This is a genomic window from Streptomyces sp. NPDC001137 (genome assembly GCF_040298885.1).
Lineage (GTDB): Bacteria > Actinomycetota > Actinomycetes > Streptomycetales > Streptomycetaceae > Streptomyces.
Window position 1 is genome coordinate 141,323 of the sequence record NZ_JBEPBA010000020.1, and the last position, 15,090, is coordinate 156,412.

17 protein-coding genes are annotated in these 15,090 nt (G+C 68.4%); 8 read left to right on the forward strand and 9 right to left on the reverse strand.

All coding sequences use genetic code 11. The annotated features are described in order from the left end of the window. The first annotated feature begins 17 nt into the window (after positions 1-17). Complete coding sequence (locus ABT254_RS32755) at positions 18-491, forward strand: hypothetical protein (protein ID WP_351478093.1); 474 nt, start codon at positions 18-20, stop codon at positions 489-491. 89 nt (positions 492-580) lie between these two features. On the opposite strand, the gene ABT254_RS32760 is transcribed toward ABT254_RS32755, so the two are convergent. From ABT254_RS32760 to ABT254_RS32770, 3 genes are all read right to left on the reverse strand, one after another. Next, positions 581-2,194, reverse strand: coding sequence for an alpha/beta hydrolase (locus ABT254_RS32760; protein WP_351478096.1), 1,614 nt, complete (start codon positions 2,192-2,194; stop codon positions 581-583). A gap of 214 nt (positions 2,195-2,408) precedes the next feature. Beyond that, positions 2,409-3,923 carry a cellulase family glycosylhydrolase gene (locus ABT254_RS32765; protein ID WP_351478099.1) on the reverse strand — a complete coding sequence of 505 codons (1,515 nt, stop codon included), beginning with the start codon at positions 3,921-3,923 and terminating at the stop codon, positions 2,409-2,411. Between the two features lie 112 nt (positions 3,924-4,035). Beyond that, the gene (locus tag ABT254_RS32770; protein WP_351478102.1) at positions 4,036-5,019 is read right to left on the reverse strand and encodes a WD40 repeat domain-containing protein; all 984 of its coding nucleotides are present in this window, start codon (positions 5,017-5,019) and stop codon (positions 4,036-4,038) included. Between the two features lie 129 nt (positions 5,020-5,148). Here ABT254_RS32770 and ABT254_RS32775 point away from each other — a divergent pair, with 129 nt between their 5' ends. The 3 genes from ABT254_RS32775 (at position 5,149) to ABT254_RS32785 (ending at position 7,200) form a co-directional block, all read left to right on the forward strand. Beyond that, positions 5,149-5,832, forward strand: coding sequence for an SGNH/GDSL hydrolase family protein (locus tag ABT254_RS32775; protein ID WP_351478105.1), 684 nt, complete (start codon positions 5,149-5,151; stop codon positions 5,830-5,832). Positions 5,833-5,919: 87 nt separating this feature from the next. Further along, on the forward strand, positions 5,920-6,513 hold the full coding sequence (locus ABT254_RS32780; protein WP_351478109.1) for a Uma2 family endonuclease: 594 nt from the start codon (positions 5,920-5,922) through the stop codon (positions 6,511-6,513). A gap of 81 nt (positions 6,514-6,594) precedes the next feature. Next, positions 6,595-7,200 (forward strand): DinB family protein, encoded by a 606-nt coding sequence (locus ABT254_RS32785; RefSeq protein ID WP_351478112.1) that lies wholly within the window; start codon positions 6,595-6,597, stop codon positions 7,198-7,200. A gap of 7 nt (positions 7,201-7,207) precedes the next feature. Here ABT254_RS32785 and ABT254_RS32790 read toward each other — a convergent pair whose 3' ends face one another. Both ABT254_RS32790 and ABT254_RS32795 read right to left on the reverse strand, forming a co-directional pair. Beyond that, entirely contained in the window at positions 7,208-8,077 is an 870-nt protein-coding gene (locus tag ABT254_RS32790) for a DUF2637 domain-containing protein (RefSeq protein ID WP_351478115.1), read from the reverse strand. 15 nt (positions 8,078-8,092) lie between these two features. Further along, on the reverse strand, positions 8,093-8,296 hold the full coding sequence (locus ABT254_RS32795) for a hypothetical protein (protein ID WP_344399661.1): 204 nt from the start codon (positions 8,294-8,296) through the stop codon (positions 8,093-8,095). Between the two features lie 280 nt (positions 8,297-8,576). Here ABT254_RS32795 and ABT254_RS32800 point away from each other — a divergent pair, with 280 nt between their 5' ends. Then, entirely contained in the window at positions 8,577-9,569 is a 993-nt protein-coding gene (locus ABT254_RS32800; RefSeq protein WP_351478119.1) for an aldo/keto reductase, read from the forward strand. A 209-nt stretch (positions 9,570-9,778) separates the two neighbouring features. On the opposite strand, the gene thpR is transcribed toward ABT254_RS32800, so the two are convergent. Further along, positions 9,779-10,351: an RNA 2',3'-cyclic phosphodiesterase gene (gene thpR / locus ABT254_RS32805; RefSeq protein ID WP_351478122.1), complete on the reverse strand. Its 573-nt coding sequence runs from the start codon at positions 10,349-10,351 to the stop codon at positions 9,779-9,781. A gap of 96 nt (positions 10,352-10,447) precedes the next feature. On the opposite strand from thpR, the gene ABT254_RS32810 reads away from it, so the two are divergent. Further along, a complete protein-coding gene (locus tag ABT254_RS32810) occupies positions 10,448-11,035 on the forward strand; it encodes a Uma2 family endonuclease (RefSeq protein WP_351478125.1) in 588 nt (195 codons plus the stop codon). A 14-nt stretch (positions 11,036-11,049) separates the two neighbouring features. Here the strand turns inward: ABT254_RS32810 and ABT254_RS32815 are convergent, their stop codons facing one another. Together ABT254_RS32815 and ABT254_RS32820 are read right to left on the reverse strand one after the other, a co-directional pair. After that, on the reverse strand, positions 11,050-12,408 hold the full coding sequence (locus ABT254_RS32815; protein ID WP_351478128.1) for an MFS transporter: 1,359 nt from the start codon (positions 12,406-12,408) through the stop codon (positions 11,050-11,052). A gap of 51 nt (positions 12,409-12,459) precedes the next feature. Continuing rightward, on the reverse strand, positions 12,460-12,897 hold the full coding sequence (locus ABT254_RS32820; protein WP_351478131.1) for a MarR family winged helix-turn-helix transcriptional regulator: 438 nt from the start codon (positions 12,895-12,897) through the stop codon (positions 12,460-12,462). 154 nt (positions 12,898-13,051) lie between these two features. On the opposite strand from ABT254_RS32820, the gene ABT254_RS32825 reads away from it, so the two are divergent. Continuing rightward, a complete protein-coding gene (locus ABT254_RS32825) occupies positions 13,052-13,234 on the forward strand; it encodes a ribbon-helix-helix protein, CopG family (RefSeq protein WP_351478134.1) in 183 nt (60 codons plus the stop codon). Here ABT254_RS32825 and ABT254_RS32830 read toward each other — a convergent pair. Next, positions 13,227-14,678 carry an NCS2 family permease gene (locus ABT254_RS32830; RefSeq protein ID WP_351478137.1) on the reverse strand — a complete coding sequence of 484 codons (1,452 nt, stop codon included), beginning with the start codon at positions 14,676-14,678 and terminating at the stop codon, positions 13,227-13,229. The genes ABT254_RS32825 and ABT254_RS32830 overlap by 8 nt on opposite strands. A 111-nt stretch (positions 14,679-14,789) precedes the next feature. Here ABT254_RS32830 and ABT254_RS32835 point away from each other — a divergent pair, with 111 nt between their 5' ends. After that, entirely contained in the window at positions 14,790-15,071 is a 282-nt protein-coding gene (locus ABT254_RS32835) for a DUF2530 domain-containing protein (protein ID WP_351478140.1), read from the forward strand. The last annotated feature ends 19 nt before the right edge of the window (positions 15,072-15,090 follow it).

Below are 15,090 nucleotides of genomic sequence, written 5' to 3' on the forward strand. Positions count from 1 at the left end.
TTGGGTACGGCCGTGGCATGAACAGACCGATACCGGGCACCGTGCAGATCGCGGTGCGCCACATCCTCAGCGACAACACGACCGGCGTGCTGACCAAGACCCGCACGATCACCTGGCGGGACACCCGGCACCGGGTGCGCCGGCCGGCATCGGGCAAGCACACCGTGGAACTGACCTGCTCGGCGTGCGACGTCGCCGTCCTGGCCGAGGTCCGCGACGAGGCCGGCACCCGCAGGACCACCACCATCCTGCGGACCCTTGCCGCACTGTCCGTGCTCGTCCTCGTCGTGGCCTTCGGTTACGCCGTCCACGAAGGCGGCAAGACGCTGCCCGAGGGTCAGTCGGAGCCGGTCCTGTTCCCCATCAGCATCATCGCGATCGCCCTCATGTTCCTCGCCGCTCCCCTGTTCTTCCTCAGGAGCCTGCGCTACACCGGCGTCAGCATGCTCAACGCCCCCAAGCTCCACGGGATCATGCCGGTGCGCGGCTGACGTCCTTCGACGACGAGCAGGGCGCCCGGTGTTCACCGGGCGCCCTGTTTGTTCGGTCCTGCTTCAGTGCTGCTTCAGCGCTTGTCGGCTCAGCCGCGGAAGCCGAGGAGACCGTGCAGACGGGCCCCGCTCGGCGCCGTGGCCGGCTGTCCGGCGGTCGCCGCGGACATCACCGAGGCCGCGGCCTCCGGCTTGGGGTCGGGGGTCTTCTTGCAGACCGCGTCGGCCACACCGCTGCCGCGCGGCACCGTGCCGTCGGTGAGGTACTTCACCAGGTACTTGTCGAGGCAGGCGTTGCCGCTCAGCGAGATGCCGTGGTTGCCGCCGCCCTGCTCCACCACCAGGCTGGAGTGCTTGAGCAGACGGTGCACGGTGACGCCGCCCTGGTACGGGGTGGCCGCGTCGTCCGTCGCCTGGAAGAGGAGCACCGGCGGGAGCTTGGAGTTGGCGACGTTCACCGGCTTCAGGGTCTTCGTGGGCCAGAACGCGCACGGCGCGTTGTACCAGGCGTTGTTCCAGGCCATGAACGGGGCCTTGGAGTACACCTTCCAGTTGTCCTTCTGCCACTGCTTCCAGTCGCGCGGCCAGGAGACGTCACGGCACTGCACGGCGGTGTAGATGCTGTAGCCGTTGTCACCGGAGGCGTCGATGGCCGCGATGCTCTCGTACGCCTTGACCAGCAGGTCGGTCTTCTTGTCGTTCACGTAGGACGCGAACGCCTTGGCCAGCGTGGGCCAGTAGCCGTTGTAGTACCCGCCGGGGATGAAGATGTCCTCCAGCTCGGAGGCCCCCACCTTGCCGCCGGCCGGCGTCTTGGCGAGGTCCGCCCGCATCGCGTACCACTTGGCCTCGATCTTGGCCGGGTCGGTGCCGAGCTTGTACGTGCTGTTGTACTTGGCGATCCAGGCCATCAGCGCCTTGTGCCGGGCGTCGAAGGCGTAGTCCTGCCCGATGTTGTCGTCGTACCAGACCCCGTCGGGGTCGACGATGGAGTCCAGCACCAGGCGGCGCACCCGGTTCGGGAAGAGCTTGCCGTAGACCTGGCCCAGGTAGGTGCCGTACGAGTAGCCGAAGTAGTTGATCTTCTTCGCGCCGAGGGACTTGCGGATCGAGTCCATGTCCTTCACGGCGCTGATCGTGTTGATGTACGGCAACACGTCCTTGTACTTGGTGCCGCAGGCCTTGGCGAAGGACTTGGCGCGCGCGAGGTTGGCCTTCTCGATCGCGGCCGTGCTGGGCACGGAGTCCGGGCGGACCGGGTTGAAGTAGCCCGGCACGCAGTCCAGGGCGGGCTTGCTCTTGCCGACGCCGCGCGGGTCGAAGCCGATGACGTCGTACTGGCTCGCGACCGCCTTGGGGAGCGCGGACGCGACGAAGCCGGCGAGGGTCAGGCCGCTGCCGCCGGGGCCGCCGGGGTTGACCAGCAGCGGGCCCTGGTAGCGGTGCGCTGTGTGCGGCACGCGGGACAGGGCGATGGTTATCTTCCGCCCCGTGGGCTTCGCGTAGTCCAGGGGCACCTTCACCGACCCGCACTGGAGGGTCGGGTAGTCGTCCGTGCCGCACTTCTTCCAGGTGATGCTCGACGCCTGCGCGGACTGCGCGGACTGCGCGGACTGCGAGGCGTCGGCCTGGGCCGGGACGGCGGTGAGCGAGCCGGCGAGGACGACGGTGGCACCGCACAGCACGGCTGTACTTCTTCTCATGAAGGTCCTTCAGAGCATGGGGGGTTGGGCAAGGGTCGGAAGGTTGGCGGTCCTGGCGCGATCTTTTCGGAAAAGCATGCCGCCGGAGAACATCCCGACCGAAAATTTGAACCAGCTGTGATCCGGCGGCCCCGGCCGCGTGGACGACACGGAGGGGGTGCCCGGCCGATTGCCGGGCGCCCCCTCCCTCATGCCACCGGACGGGTCGCGTCGCTCAGGCCGCCGTGCAGATCACGGTCGGCACGCTCCCGCCTCCCGGCGCCCCGCCGAACCCGAGGCTCGCCGAACCGCCCACGGCCACCGTCCCGTTGTGAGCGGCGTTCGTGGCGGTCACCGTCGCCCCGGACTGTGTGTACGACGCGTTCCACATGTTCGTGACCTTCTGCGAACCGCTCCAGGTCCAGATCACCTTCCATGAACTGATCGCGCTCGTCCCGGTGTTGGTCACCTTCACCTCGGCGTTGAAGCCGCTGCCCCAGTCGCTGCTGACGGTGTAGGCGGCGGTGCAGGCAGCCGTGCCACCACCGCCGCCACCCCCGCCCCCTCCTCCGCCGCCGTTCGACGGGAAGCCGGGCGCCTTGATGCTCGCCAGATACCCGTCCTTCACGGTGTCGACGGTCTGCCAGTCGTCCTTCAGGATCCCGCCCGTGTCACCGGAGTTGGGGTTCCAGGACCAGAACGTCCAGTGGAAGGAGTCGGCCCCGTACGTCGACGTCGGCCGCAGATAGTCCACGAGGGCCGCCAGCCACTTCTGGTCGACGGTCGACTGGAGCGTCGTACCGAACTCGCCGACCCACACGGGCGCGATGTTCTGCTTGAAGATGTAGCCCCAGTACTTGTCCCAGACGCCCGGCATGTTGGCGGGGAACGCCGGATCGCTGAACCAGGGCTGCTGGGCCACGCTGGTCGCGTAGTCGTGGGCGGAATACACGACCCGGTTCGCCACGTCGAGCCGCACCGGGTACTGGGCGACGCCCATCAGGTTGCCGCCCCACCACCCCGACACGCCGGCGTACGTCTGCACGCCCTCGACGAAGATCAGCAGGTCGGGGTTGACGGAGAGCACCGCGTTGCCGGCCCGCTCGGCGGCCAGCCGCCAGTCGGTCGCCGTGTCGCCGCAGCCCCAGCAGGCCGGATCGTGGGGCTCGTTGTGCAGGTCGATGCCGATGACGGCGTCCTGGCCCTTGTAGCGGGCCGCCAGCGCCTTCAGATCGGCGATCCATGTCGACTCGGGGACGGCCGCCGTGTACCAGAGCGCCGACTGCCCGCCCGAGTCCGGCCGGTGCCGGTCGAGGATGACCTTGAGGCCGTCCTGGCCCGCGTACGCCACCAGCTTGTCCATGACCTGGAGGGAGCTGAGCCCCTGTAGATCGGCGTTCTTGCCGCTGCTGAAGTCGATGCTGTTGGGGACAGTGGACGACTTGAAGATGTCGTCGCTGTAGGGCAGCCGGATGGTGTTGTAACCCAGTGACTTCATCTGGTCGATCATGGACTTGTAGTCGCGGGACCAGAGACCGTGGACGACGTGGTTGCCGGTCTCGAAGCCGAACCAGTTGATCCCGGCGATCCGGACCGGCTGCCCGGCCGCGTCGAGTATCTGGCGGCCGCTGGTGTGCCAGTAGCCGGCGCCGGGGGCGGCGGCCGCGTGTGCTGTGGAGGCGCCGAGCCCCAGCGGTAACAGGAGCGCCGCGGCAACGGCGCACAGCGCTCTTCGCAGGCTGCGGAACATGTCGCTGCTTCCTCTCGGGAGGCGCGGGCCCGGAGCGAGTGGGAGCGCTCCCACAACCCGGCACCTCCATGGAAGCCATGTCACATGGACACGTCAAGCTCTACGGCGTCGGTCAGCGGCGCAGCAGCCGCCGGATCCCGAAGACCACCGCTGCCGCGACGGCGACGGCGAGCGCACCGACCTTGAGATTGCCGCCCACACCGCCGCTGCTCCCGCCCGAGGCACTGGAACTCCCGCTCGCGGAGGGCGACTTTGAACCCCTGCTCCCGCCCGGCGCGTCCTGCGCCTGCACGGAGCTGTCGGCGCCCTCGCTGCCGTACATGAGCTTCGAGCCGTCGACGGAGTAGGTGACGGACTCGCCCTGCCCCTGAAGCGGAACGTTCAGCCGCCCCTTGCGTTTGAGCTTGCCGCCGTTCCAGTCGTAGTAGATCCCGCCGAAGTAGCCGCGCACGGCGAGCTGGTTGTCGTCCGGGGAGATGGCGGCGTCGGTGGCCCAGAGGTCGACGGTGGCGACGGGCCTGAAGTAGTTGGTGCCGGAGGCGGAGAGCGTGGCCGGTCCCTCGTACAGGTGCCCGCCGTTCTCGTTCTTGTCGATGATGTAGGCGCGCCCGGTCTTGGGATCGACGACGAGCGACTCGGCGTTGCGCGCCCCGTCCGAGTACTTGACCACGTACTGCGTGGCCCGCACGGTCTGGTCGACCAGCTTCTTCGGCTCGGGCAGCCGGTAGATCCACACATACGGCCACTTGCCGCCGAGGTTGTCGCCGATGTCGCCGACGTAGATCTGGTTGTCTGGGCCGATGGAGATCGCCTCGACATCGCGGGGTGAACCGATTCCGCTGAGGGTGACGCGGGCGACCGTCTTCCCGGTACTGCTGTCGACGGCGTAGATGTACGGGCCGTCGTCGCTGTCGTTGTGGGTCCAGTAGACGCCGGGGTGCAGATGGGAGGCGGCGAGGCCGCTGGACTCGGTGATGCGCGAGTCCTTGATGGTGAACCCCTGGTCACCCTTGCCGTCGCCGTCGGCGGCGGATGCGGGCACGGCGAAGGCGCCCACGAGAAGGACCCCGGCGAGGAGAGCGAACGGTCGGCGCATGTCCCCAAGCCTGCCATCCCGGCCCGCTGTTCACGGGCGGGGCGCGGGCAGGGGCGCGTGGCAGGCCTCACACCCCACCCGTCCCATTGGTCCCTCCCTGAACCCTCCCCGATCGTCCATCATGAGCGGATGCTTAGGTTCATGCCGGTCGGCGACTCCATGACGATCGGAAGCGCGGGCGAGCACACCTGGCGCTACCGGATGTGGGAGCACCTGCGCGAGACGTACGGCGCCCCGTTCGCCCTGGTCGGCCCGCGCGAGACGCTCTACGACAAGGCGGCGGACGCGCCGGTGTCCTACGAGTACGCCGACCCCGACTTCCCGCGCGCCCATCTGGCGGGCTGGGGCGAGGGCTGGCTGCACATGGCGCCGCTGATCGGGGAGGCGGTGCGTACGCAGCGGGCGGACGTGCTGCTGGTGTCGCTGGGCCTGATCGACCTGGGCTTCTACACGAACGCGGAGCAGACGGCGGAGAACGTGCGGGCGTTCGTTGTGGCGGCGCGGGAGGCGAACCCGCGGGTGCGCATGGTGGTGCTGCCGGTGATCCCGAACGTACGGGCGGAGTCGGACCCGCCGTTCGCGGCGGAGGTGACCCGTTTCAACGAGCTGCTGGCGAAGACGATCGCCGACGTCGACGAGCCGTCCTCACCGCTGCTGCTCGCGTCGGTGCCGGAGTCGTACGACATCCACTTGGACACGTACGACGGCACGCATCCCAACGCGAGCGGTGAGCATCGGCTGGCGGAGGCGTTCGCGGAGGCGATGTATCAGGCGTGGGACCTGGGCGAACCGTACGTGGCTCGAACAAGGTGACTTGATCGGCGCGTGTCCCGGTCACCGTGCGTATCGTTGTACTGCGCGGCTGCACTCGAACGTGGGCAGCCGGGGAGGAGCGCCACGATGACCGTCCTGGAGGACAGGATCGAGATGGCCGACGCCGACGCCAACACCAAGCGTTTGGACGAATGGTTCGAGCGCCTTGAGCGTATGCCCGTCCCCGAGGGATTCAGGGTCGAGATCGTCGGGGGCAACGTCCACATGACGCCACAGCGGGACACTCACTGGGAAATCATCCGCGAGATCCTCTTGTCCTTCGTGGACCGCTTCGGGAGGAAGACCAGGATGTTCTCGGACGTCCGCATCGACTTCCCGGGCTTTGAGAACGGCTTCTGTCCCGACCTCGCCAAGCTCAGCGACGCGGCGCAGAAGGACGACACGGGACACTGGCGGTACCAGGACGTCGAGTTCGTCGCCGAGGTCATCTCGAAGGGAACCGCCGCCAACGACTACGGCCCCAAGAAGACGGCGTACGCGGTCGCCGAGGTCCCCGTCTACGTCATCGCCGATCCCTATCAGGGGCGGTGCCACGTCTACACCGACCCCAAGGACGGCGACTACGCCGTACGGACGTCCGTGGACTTCGGCACCGACATCGACCTCACCGGCACCATCGTCGACCTCACCCTCAAGACCGACGACTTCCCCCGCGACTGAACCCGGCGCCCTCCCGCGCACGGCGGAAAGCCGGTGGGAAAAGCCAGTGACCGAAGATCACGCCGGCGGCAGACTGCCCCCATGACCTCCCCAACGCCTGATGCCAAGGCCGACCTGCACTTCTACCTTCAGTCCGCCCGCGATGCCCTGCTCTGGAAGCTCGAAGGGCTCTCGGAGTACGACATCCGCCGCCCGCGCACACCGACCGGCACCAACCTCCTGGGCCTGGTGAAGCACGCGACCGGCGTGGAGCTGGGCTACCTCGGCGACACCTTCGGGCGGCCGTTGTCCGGCGGGCCGCTTCCCTGGATGGCAGCGGGCGGTGAACCCAACGCGGACATGTGGGCCACCGCCGACGAGTCCCGGGAGTACGTCGTGGACCTCTACCGCCGGGTGTGGGCACACGCGGACGCGACGATCGACGCGCTGCCGCTGGACACGATCGGCAAGGTGCCGTGGTGGCCCGACGGCAGGGACGAGGTGACCTTGCATCACGTCGTGGTCCGTGTGATCGCCGACACGCACCGGCACGCCGGGCACGCCGACATCCTCCGCGAACTCACGGACGGCGCGGTGGGGATGAACCAGGGCAACGACAGCATGCCGTCGAGTGACGCGGCCTGGTGGGAGAGCCACCGGGACCGGCTGGAGCGTGCGGCGCGGGAGGCCGGCGGGAAGCCGGCCTGATCACCGTTCAGCTTCGGGAGGCCGTGCCGCCACCGGTGGGGCGCGGCTTCGAAGCGGCCGAACCGCCCTTGGACGCAGGGGACTTGGCATTTGCGGGCGTCTGGCGATGACGGTGGCGCGAGATGTTCCTGCGTGGGGGCCGGGTCAGCGTGATCTGGCGGACCAGTTGCTGGAAGCAGGCCAGGGACGCGAGCGTCGGCAGGGCCGCCGCGGCGACGCCGGTGAAACTCCTGTCGGCCTCGGCCACGCAGAGTGACATCGCAAGGAAGGAGAAGAGCAGAACGACGAACCAGGAGTGCACGGCCCTGCGTTGGTGAAGGGCGCTGCGCAGGATGGAGAGCGAGGCCACCATCCAGGGGCCGTAGACCAGAAGCGGCCACCAGGTCAGTATTCCGCCCTGCGTGGCCGAAGCGACGTGCCGCAGAGGCGCATAGGCCACCATGCCGCCGAACACGCTCACCATCGAGACGATCACGGCGGCGAGCGCGGCGATCAGAAAGCTGACGGTCTGCAGCCATGTGAAACGGAAGCGCAGCCGGAACCGCACTTTCCGATGCCGGACGGTTCGGCGCCGGATGGGGGGCAACTCGGCGGTGATCCTCGCCAGGTTGTCCATCGACTCGCCCGTGTAGTCGACATCGGGCGGCGGCGGCTCGCGACGAGGCGGCGGCGACACGCTGCCCGCCTGCTCCGCCGTCACGGCGTTCTGCAGGAGGGACGTGAGTTCCTCGACCGGGTCCCAGCCCTCCACCAGGGGGCCGGTGGCGTACATGTCCTCTGCGGGGCCCCGGTGCCGGCCGGTGGCCAGCCCGGTGGGGTAGTCACCGGGATACCGTTCGTGGGGGGTGAAGGAAAGATCCAGGTATTCGTCGTTCATGGAGGTCCGCCCCCGTCATGTAACCGCGTGGCAGCCGGACCGTCCCTGATCGTTCCACCGCCGCCCGAGTTCCTCCTGCGCCGTGTCCAGAATTCCCAGGAACTCGCTGAAGAGGGTCCCGGTGACCTGCAGTTCGATCCGCGCACCGTCCCCATGCAAGGTGCCGCACGCATCGGCCGCCGAGTACGCCGCCGCGGGCGTGAAGGTGTAGCGCCCCACTGTCACCGCACGGGCGGGGGGCAGATCCTCCGCGGTCGCTCCGGAACGGTACGGGTTAAGGAACCTTGCTTTCGCCATATTCCGCTAACGCCGCGTCCCCTCCTCCGGATGCGCGGCAAACGAGTGAGGCCAATTCGACGAAAACATCGACTAGAGCGTTTGTAATCCAGCAGTTTGTCTTTTGAATTCTTCTCGGACAGCGAAGATCATTTGGAGGGGTAGATCATTTCCTGCGGAATCCCTTGCCTAGAGTGCGCTCCAAGTCGTTGGCTGGGTGGTCATGAAGTACACGCAGCTCGGACGCACCGGACTCAAGGTCAGCCGACTGGTCCTCGGCACGATGAACTTCGGACCGCAGACGAACGAGGCCGACAGCCACGCGATCATGGACGCGGCGCTGGACGCCGGCATCAACTTCTTCGACACCGCCAACGTGTACGGCTGGGGCGAGAACAAGGGCCGTACGGAAGAGATCATCGGCAACTGGTTCGCCAAGAGCGCGGCCCACCGCGACAAGGTCGTCCTCGCCACCAAGGTGTACGGCAACATGGCCGCCGACGGCGAGTCCTGGCCCAACCACGACAAGCTCTCCGCGCTGAACATCAGGCGCGCGGTCGACGCCAGCCTGAAGCGGCTGCGGACCGACCACATCGACGTCTACCAGTTCCACCACGTCGACCGCCGCACCCCCTTCGAGGAGATCTGGCAGGCGATCGACGTCCTGGTCCAGCAGGGCAAGATCCTCTACGTCGGGTCCTCCAACTTCCCCGGCTACAAGATCGCCCAGGCCAACGAGATCGCGGCCCGCCGCGGCGGCACCATCGGTCTCGTCAGCGAGCAGTGCCTCTACAACCTGGCCGAGCGCCGCGCCGAGATGGAGGTCATCCCGGCCGCGCAGGAGTACGGCCTCGGGGTCATCCCCTGGTCACCGCTGCACGGCGGCCTGCTCGGCGGCGTGATCAAGAAGGAGGTCGAGGGCGGGCGCCGGGCGAGCGGCCGGGCCGCGGACGCCCTCGCCAACACCACGATCCGCGCCCAGATCCAGGCGTACGAGGACCTGCTCGACAAGCACGGCGTGGAACCGGGCGAGGCCGCCCTGGCCTGGCTCCTGACCCGCCCCGGAGTCACCGGCCCGATCGTGGGCCCGCGCACGGCCGAGCAACTGGAGTCCGCGATCAGGGCGGCGGAGCTGGAACTGAGCGACGAGCTCCTGGCCGGCCTGGACGAGGTCTTCCCGGGCCCGGGCCCGTCCCCGGAGGCCTTCGCCTGGTAGCGCCCTGAGCAGGAGCGCCCCTATAGGGGCGCGGGGAACTGCGCGACAAGCCACATACGGCCCGCACCCGGCAACGAACGCGCAGTTCCCCGCCGCTCCCCCGCAAAGCCCTACCTACCGAGGGCAGCCGTCACCGCAACCACGACGAACAAAAGAACAAGCGCACCGGCCATGATCCGGTTCCGGGTTTTCGGGTCCACGCATCGAGCCTAACCGGCGCCCCCGAGCCCCCAACGGGCGACCGCCTCGTAACGCGGCTGCTCCCCCGGCACCCCGGACCTCGGCAGCTTGCTCCGCACCAGCACCAGCTCCCCCACCGTCCACGTACGGCTCGTGAACTCCCCGAGGGCGGCGACATACGGCCGTACGTCCACCGCGTCCCGGCTCCGCGCCACCGTCAGATGCGCCTTGTACCGCCGGTGCTCCCCCATCGCCACCCCCGCCTTCCGCGCCGCGGCCTCCGCGCGGTCGGCGAGCAGCCGCAGGGCCGCCAGTCCCCCCTCCGCGCCCACCCACAGCGCCCGCCCGTGCCCGAACTGGCCACCGCCCCGCAGGGCCAGCTCGAAGGGCTCGGATCGTCGTGCCGTCCGCTCCAGCCGGGCCGACAGCTCCGGTACGAGGTCGTCGTCGACCTCTCCGTAGAAGGCGAGCGTGAAGTGCCACCCGGGACGGCTTGTCCAGCGCAGCTCCTCCGCCCCGGGCAGCTTCTTCAACTGGGCCACTTCGGCGGCCAGTTCACCGACAACGTCCTCGGGCGGCAGCACGGCGGCGAAGAGTCTCATGGGCCCAGTCTGCCGGGCGTGTCCCGGGCGCCGTGCGTATCGTTGTACCGCGCGGCGGCACCCGTCCATCGGGGTCGCCGGGGAGGAGCGCCAACGATGTCCCTCCTGGACGACAGGATTGCGATGGCCGAGAGCGGTGAAGAGCTCACACTCGACACGATGTTCGAGTGGCTGGAGAAGATGCCCATCCCCGAGGGTTACAAGACGGAGATCGTCGGGGGGAGCATCAGCATGGCGCCGCAACGGGACACCCACTGGGAGATCATCGCCGCCATCTACGACCAGCTACGCGCCAAGTACCCCCGCCGGCGCCTGAAGTCCGACGTCCGCATCGACTACCCGGGGCACCTCAACGGATTCGCCACCGACGTCACACTGCTGGCAGAGGACGCGGAACCGGACGCCAAGCGCCGCTGGCGCTGCCAAGACGTCGAACTCGTTGCCGAAGTGATCTCCAAGGACACCGCTCACAACGACTACGGTCCGAAGAAGGCCGCCTACGCCGCGGCCGAGGTCCCGGTATACCTGATCGTCGACCCCTACAAGGGCAAGTGGTATCTCCACACCGTGCCGAAGGACGGCGACTACCACGGCGAGGTGAGCCTCGACTTCGGCGACGAGATCGACCTGACCGGGACCGTCGTCGGGCTCGTCCTCAAGACGGACGAGTTCCCCCGCGACTGACCTGGCCGGTCGCATCACGCCGCCGCGGCCAGCTCCTCCCGTCGCTCCCGCGGCACGAACCGCACCTGCGGGTGGCCGTGGCTCCAGCCGACCGACAGCCGCAGTCCGCCGACCCTGGCCAGGATCACACCGATGGTGACGGCCGCCGCGGTGGCGATCGCGCCGCCCACGGCCAGGCCCGCCCGGACGCCGTACGCGTCCGTGACCCAGCCCGCGATGGGTGCGCCGATCGGGGATCCGCCGAGGAAGACCATCATGTAGAGGGCCATCACCCGGCCGCGCATGGCGGGGTCGGTGGCCATCTGGATGCTGGTGTTGGCGGTGACGTTGATCGTCATGCCGAACATGCCGATCGGGGCCATCAGCAGGGTGAACAGCCAGAGAGAGGGTGCGGTCGCGGCCACCAGTTCCAGGGCGCCGAAGGCCGCCGCCGCCCCGATCATCACCCGCATCCGGGCCGTGCCGCGCCTTGCGGCCAGGAGTGCGCCCGCCAGGGAGCCGACCGCCATCACGGTGTTGAAGGCGCTGTAGGACCCGGCGCCCGCGTGGAAGACGTCGTCCGCGAAGGCCGAGAGGTAGACCGGGAAGTTGAAGCCGAAGGTCCCGATGAACCCGACCAGGACGATCGTCCAGATCAGGTCGGGGCGCCCGGCGACATAGTGGAGTCCCTCCCGCAGCTGGCCCTTCCCGCGCGGTGCCCGCTCCACGACGTGCAGCTCGCGCGCCCGCATCAGCAGCAGACCGGCGACCGGGGCGACGAAGGACAGGCCGTTGAAGAGGAACGCCCAGCCGGTGCCCACGCCGGTGATCATCAGACCGGCCACGGCGGGGCCGACCAGCCGGGCGGACTGGAAGTTGGCGGAGTTGAGGCTGACCGCGTTCTGCAGCTGGTCCGGGCCGACCATCTCGGAGACGAAGGACTGGCGGGCCGGGTTGTCGACGACCGTGGCGAGGCCCACGGCGAAGGCGGCGAGGTACACGTGCCAGACCTGGACGTGGCCGGAGAGGGTGAGCGCGGCGAGCGCGATACCGGTGACGGCCATCGAGGTCTGCGTGAAGAGCAGCGTGCGGCGCTTGGGCAGGCGGTCGACGAGGACCCCGCCGTAGAGGCCGAGGAACAGCATCGGCAGGAACTGCAGGGCCGTCGTGACGCCGACGGCCGTGGCGGAGCCGGTGAGGCTCAGGACCAGCCAGTCCTGGGCGATGCGCTGCATCCAGGTGCCTATGTTGGAGACGACCTGGCCCATGAAGAACAGGCGGTAGTTCCTGACCTTCAGCGAGCTGAACATCGAGGACTTGCGGGACATCGGGGGTGAAGCGGGGGTAGTAGGTGTCGGTGCGGGGGCGGAATCTGCTCCGGGTCCCGTACTCAAAAGGGTTCGCCTCCTCGTGACTGCGACTGCAACGGACACCGGAGGAGCTGCTTAGAGATGTGCGAGCTTCTCCAGCACGGGGGCGGCGGCGCGCAGTTTCGCCCACTCGTCCTCGTCGAGGCCGCCGACCAGGTTGGCCAGGAACGCGTTCCGCTTGGCGCGGCTCTCCGCGAGCATGGCCTCGGCCTGTTCGGTCTTGGTGACGACCTTCTGGCGCCGGTCCTCGGGGTGCGGCTCCAGCCGGACCAGCCCCTTGGCCTCGAGCAGCGCGACGATGCGGGTCATCGACGGCGGCTGCACGTGCTCCTTGCGGGCGAGCTCGCCCGGTGTGGCGCTACCGCAGTTGGAGAGGGTGCCCAGCACCGACATCTCGGTGGGGCTGAGCGACTCGTCGACCCGCTGGTGCTTGAGTCGACGGGACAGCCGCATGACAGCTGATCGCAGGGAGTTCACGGCGGCAGCATCGTCGCCATGGCTGAGGTCCGACATGTTCTTTAGCGTAACTCATTACTCTCGCTAAATACCAGGCGGGACGCGCCCGGCGTCCGTGACACGCGCCACTGAAGGGGAACATCACTCATATGGGTGATCGAGACGCGGAACGTGACACACCGCGCCGAAGGGTGCCGCGACCCTCGTAGGCATGGGGACCAGTGTGCTCAGCCTGCGGATAGACAAAGAGCTGCTCGAACGGCTCCGGCACCACGCCGCCAAAAGAGGAATGAGCGTCCAGGACTATGTCGTCCGGACGCTCATTCGGGATGACTTCGACGAGCGCTTCCAGTCCGCCGTGGAGGAGACCGAGAGGTTCTACGGCGTCACGTGAGACCGAGCGCGGGCATGAGGTAGTAGAAGCCGAACACCGCCGCGACGACGTACATCGCCACCGGGACCTCCCGGCCCCGGCCGGCCGCCAGGCGCAGCACCGCGAAGGTGATGAAGCCCATGCCGATGCCGTTGGTGATCGAGTAGGTGAACGGCATCATCACCATCGTCACGAAGGCCGGGATGGCGATCGTGTAGTCGGCCCAGTCGATCTCCTTGATGGAGCCGGCCAGGATCAGGAAGCCCACCGCGAGCAGGGCCGGGGTGGCCGCCTGGGACGGCACCATGGTGGCGACGGGGGTCAGGAACAGGGCGAGGGCGAACAGCCCGCCGGTGACGACGTTCGCGAAGCCCGTACGGGCGCCCTCGCCGACGCCCGCCGTGGACTCCACGAAGGCGGTGGTGGCCGAGGAGGAGCTGGCGCCGCCGGTCGCGACCGCGAGGCCGTCGATGAACAGGACCTTGTTGATGCCCGGCATATAGCCCTGGGCGTCGGTCAGCTTGGCCTCGTCGCTGACGCCCATGATCGTGCCCATCGCGTCGAAGAAGCACGACAGCAGCACGGTGAAGACGAAGAGGACGCCGGTCAGCACACCGACATGGGAGAAGCCGCCGAACAGGCTGACCTTGCCGATCAGACCGAAGTCCGGGGCTTCGACAGGATTGCCGGGCCACTTGGGCGTGGTGAGGCCCCAGGTCGGGACCTTGGCGACGGCGTCGATGATCAGCGCGAGGACCGTCATCGTGACGATCGAGATCAGGATCGCACCGGAGACCTTGCGCACGATCAGCACGAAGGTGAGCAGCGCGCCCAGGATGAAGACCAGGACGGGCCAGCCGGTGAGGTGTCCCGTGCTGCCGAGCTGGAGCGGGACGGTGGTCTGGGCGACGTCCGGGATCCGGGAGACGAAGCCCGAGTCCACCAGACCGATCAGCATGATGAACAGGCCGATGCCGATGGAGATCGCCTTGCGCAGGCTGTAGGGCACGGCGTTCATCACGCGCTCGCGCAGTCCGGTGGCCACCAGGAGCATCACGATGAAGCCGGCCAGGACCACCATGCCCATGGCGTCCGGCCAGGACATCCGGGGAGCGAGCTGGAGCGCGACGACCGAGTTCACACCCAGACCGGCGGCGAGCGCGATCGGCACGTTGCCGACGACGCCCATGAGGAGGGTGGTGAACGCCGCCGTCACGGCGGTCGCCGTGACCAGCTGGCCGTTGTCGAGCTGGTGCCCGTACATGTCCTTCGCGCTGCCCAGGATGATCGGGTTCAGCACGATGATGTAGGCCATCGCGAAGAACGTGGCGAAACCGCCGCGGATCTCGCGCGGCAGGGTGCTGCCACGCTCGGAGATCTTGAAGTAGCGGTCGAGGGCGCCGGAGACGGGCGCCTTCCCCGGGTGTTCGGGGGTGGGGACCTTGGCGGGGGCCGAGGTGGACATTGGAGGTTCCTACGAGCAGAAGTGGACACGCGCAAACGGTTTCAGTATGAACATATGAGTCCGGTGGCGCTATCTCCGCGCGTAGACCCCATTGCCTCGTAAGCTGTGCGCATGGCGAAGTGGACCCCCCAGCACGAGGCGCCGGAGCCCCTTGAGGGCCCCGTGGTCGCCACCATCACCGGCGGCACGATCCTCTGGTTCGTCCTCTTCCTGGTGCAGCTTCCGTTCTACGGCTGGTTCGAGGACCACGGGCACCTGTGGTGGCTGTGGACGTGCCTGGCGGGGGGCGTGCTCGGGCTGTACGGCGTCTGGTTCGTCCGGAAGCGGGACGCCGCCATCAAGAGGGCGGCGGCACTGAAGTCGGAGTCCGCCGAACAGCCCGTACCGGAGTAGGCCGTACAACCACCGCACG

Bases quoted from the DNA above. Each gene is read 5' to 3' on its own strand.
- ABT254_RS32810 (WP_351478125.1), top strand. From the start codon at position 10,448: ATGTCCCTCCTGGACGACAGGATTGCGATGGCCGAGAGCGGTGAAGAG.
- ABT254_RS32820 (WP_351478131.1), bottom strand. From the start codon at position 12,897: ATGTCGGACCTCAGCCATGGCGACGATGCTGCCGCCGTGAACTCCCTG.
- ABT254_RS32780 (WP_351478109.1), top strand. From the start codon at position 5,920: ATGACCGTCCTGGAGGACAGGATCGAGATGGCCGACGCCGACGCCAAC.
- ABT254_RS32785 (WP_351478112.1), top strand. From the start codon at position 6,595: ATGACCTCCCCAACGCCTGATGCCAAGGCCGACCTGCACTTCTACCTT.
- ABT254_RS32765 (WP_351478099.1), bottom strand. From the start codon at position 3,923: ATGTTCCGCAGCCTGCGAAGAGCGCTGTGCGCCGTTGCCGCGGCGCTC.
- ABT254_RS32770 (WP_351478102.1), bottom strand. From the start codon at position 5,019: ATGCGCCGACCGTTCGCTCTCCTCGCCGGGGTCCTTCTCGTGGGCGCC.
- ABT254_RS32755 (WP_351478093.1), top strand. From the start codon at position 18: ATGAACAGACCGATACCGGGCACCGTGCAGATCGCGGTGCGCCACATC.
- thpR (WP_351478122.1), bottom strand. From the start codon at position 10,351: ATGAGACTCTTCGCCGCCGTGCTGCCGCCCGAGGACGTTGTCGGTGAA.
- ABT254_RS32825 (WP_351478134.1), top strand. From the start codon at position 13,052: ATGGGGACCAGTGTGCTCAGCCTGCGGATAGACAAAGAGCTGCTCGAA.
- ABT254_RS32835 (WP_351478140.1), top strand. From the start codon at position 14,790: ATGGCGAAGTGGACCCCCCAGCACGAGGCGCCGGAGCCCCTTGAGGGC.
- ABT254_RS32760 (WP_351478096.1), bottom strand. From the start codon at position 2,194: ATGAGAAGAAGTACAGCCGTGCTGTGCGGTGCCACCGTCGTCCTCGCC.
- ABT254_RS32775 (WP_351478105.1), top strand. From the start codon at position 5,149: ATGCTTAGGTTCATGCCGGTCGGCGACTCCATGACGATCGGAAGCGCG.
- ABT254_RS32800 (WP_351478119.1), top strand. From the start codon at position 8,577: ATGAAGTACACGCAGCTCGGACGCACCGGACTCAAGGTCAGCCGACTG.
- ABT254_RS32830 (WP_351478137.1), bottom strand. From the start codon at position 14,678: ATGTCCACCTCGGCCCCCGCCAAGGTCCCCACCCCCGAACACCCGGGG.
- ABT254_RS32790 (WP_351478115.1), bottom strand. From the start codon at position 8,077: ATGAACGACGAATACCTGGATCTTTCCTTCACCCCCCACGAACGGTAT.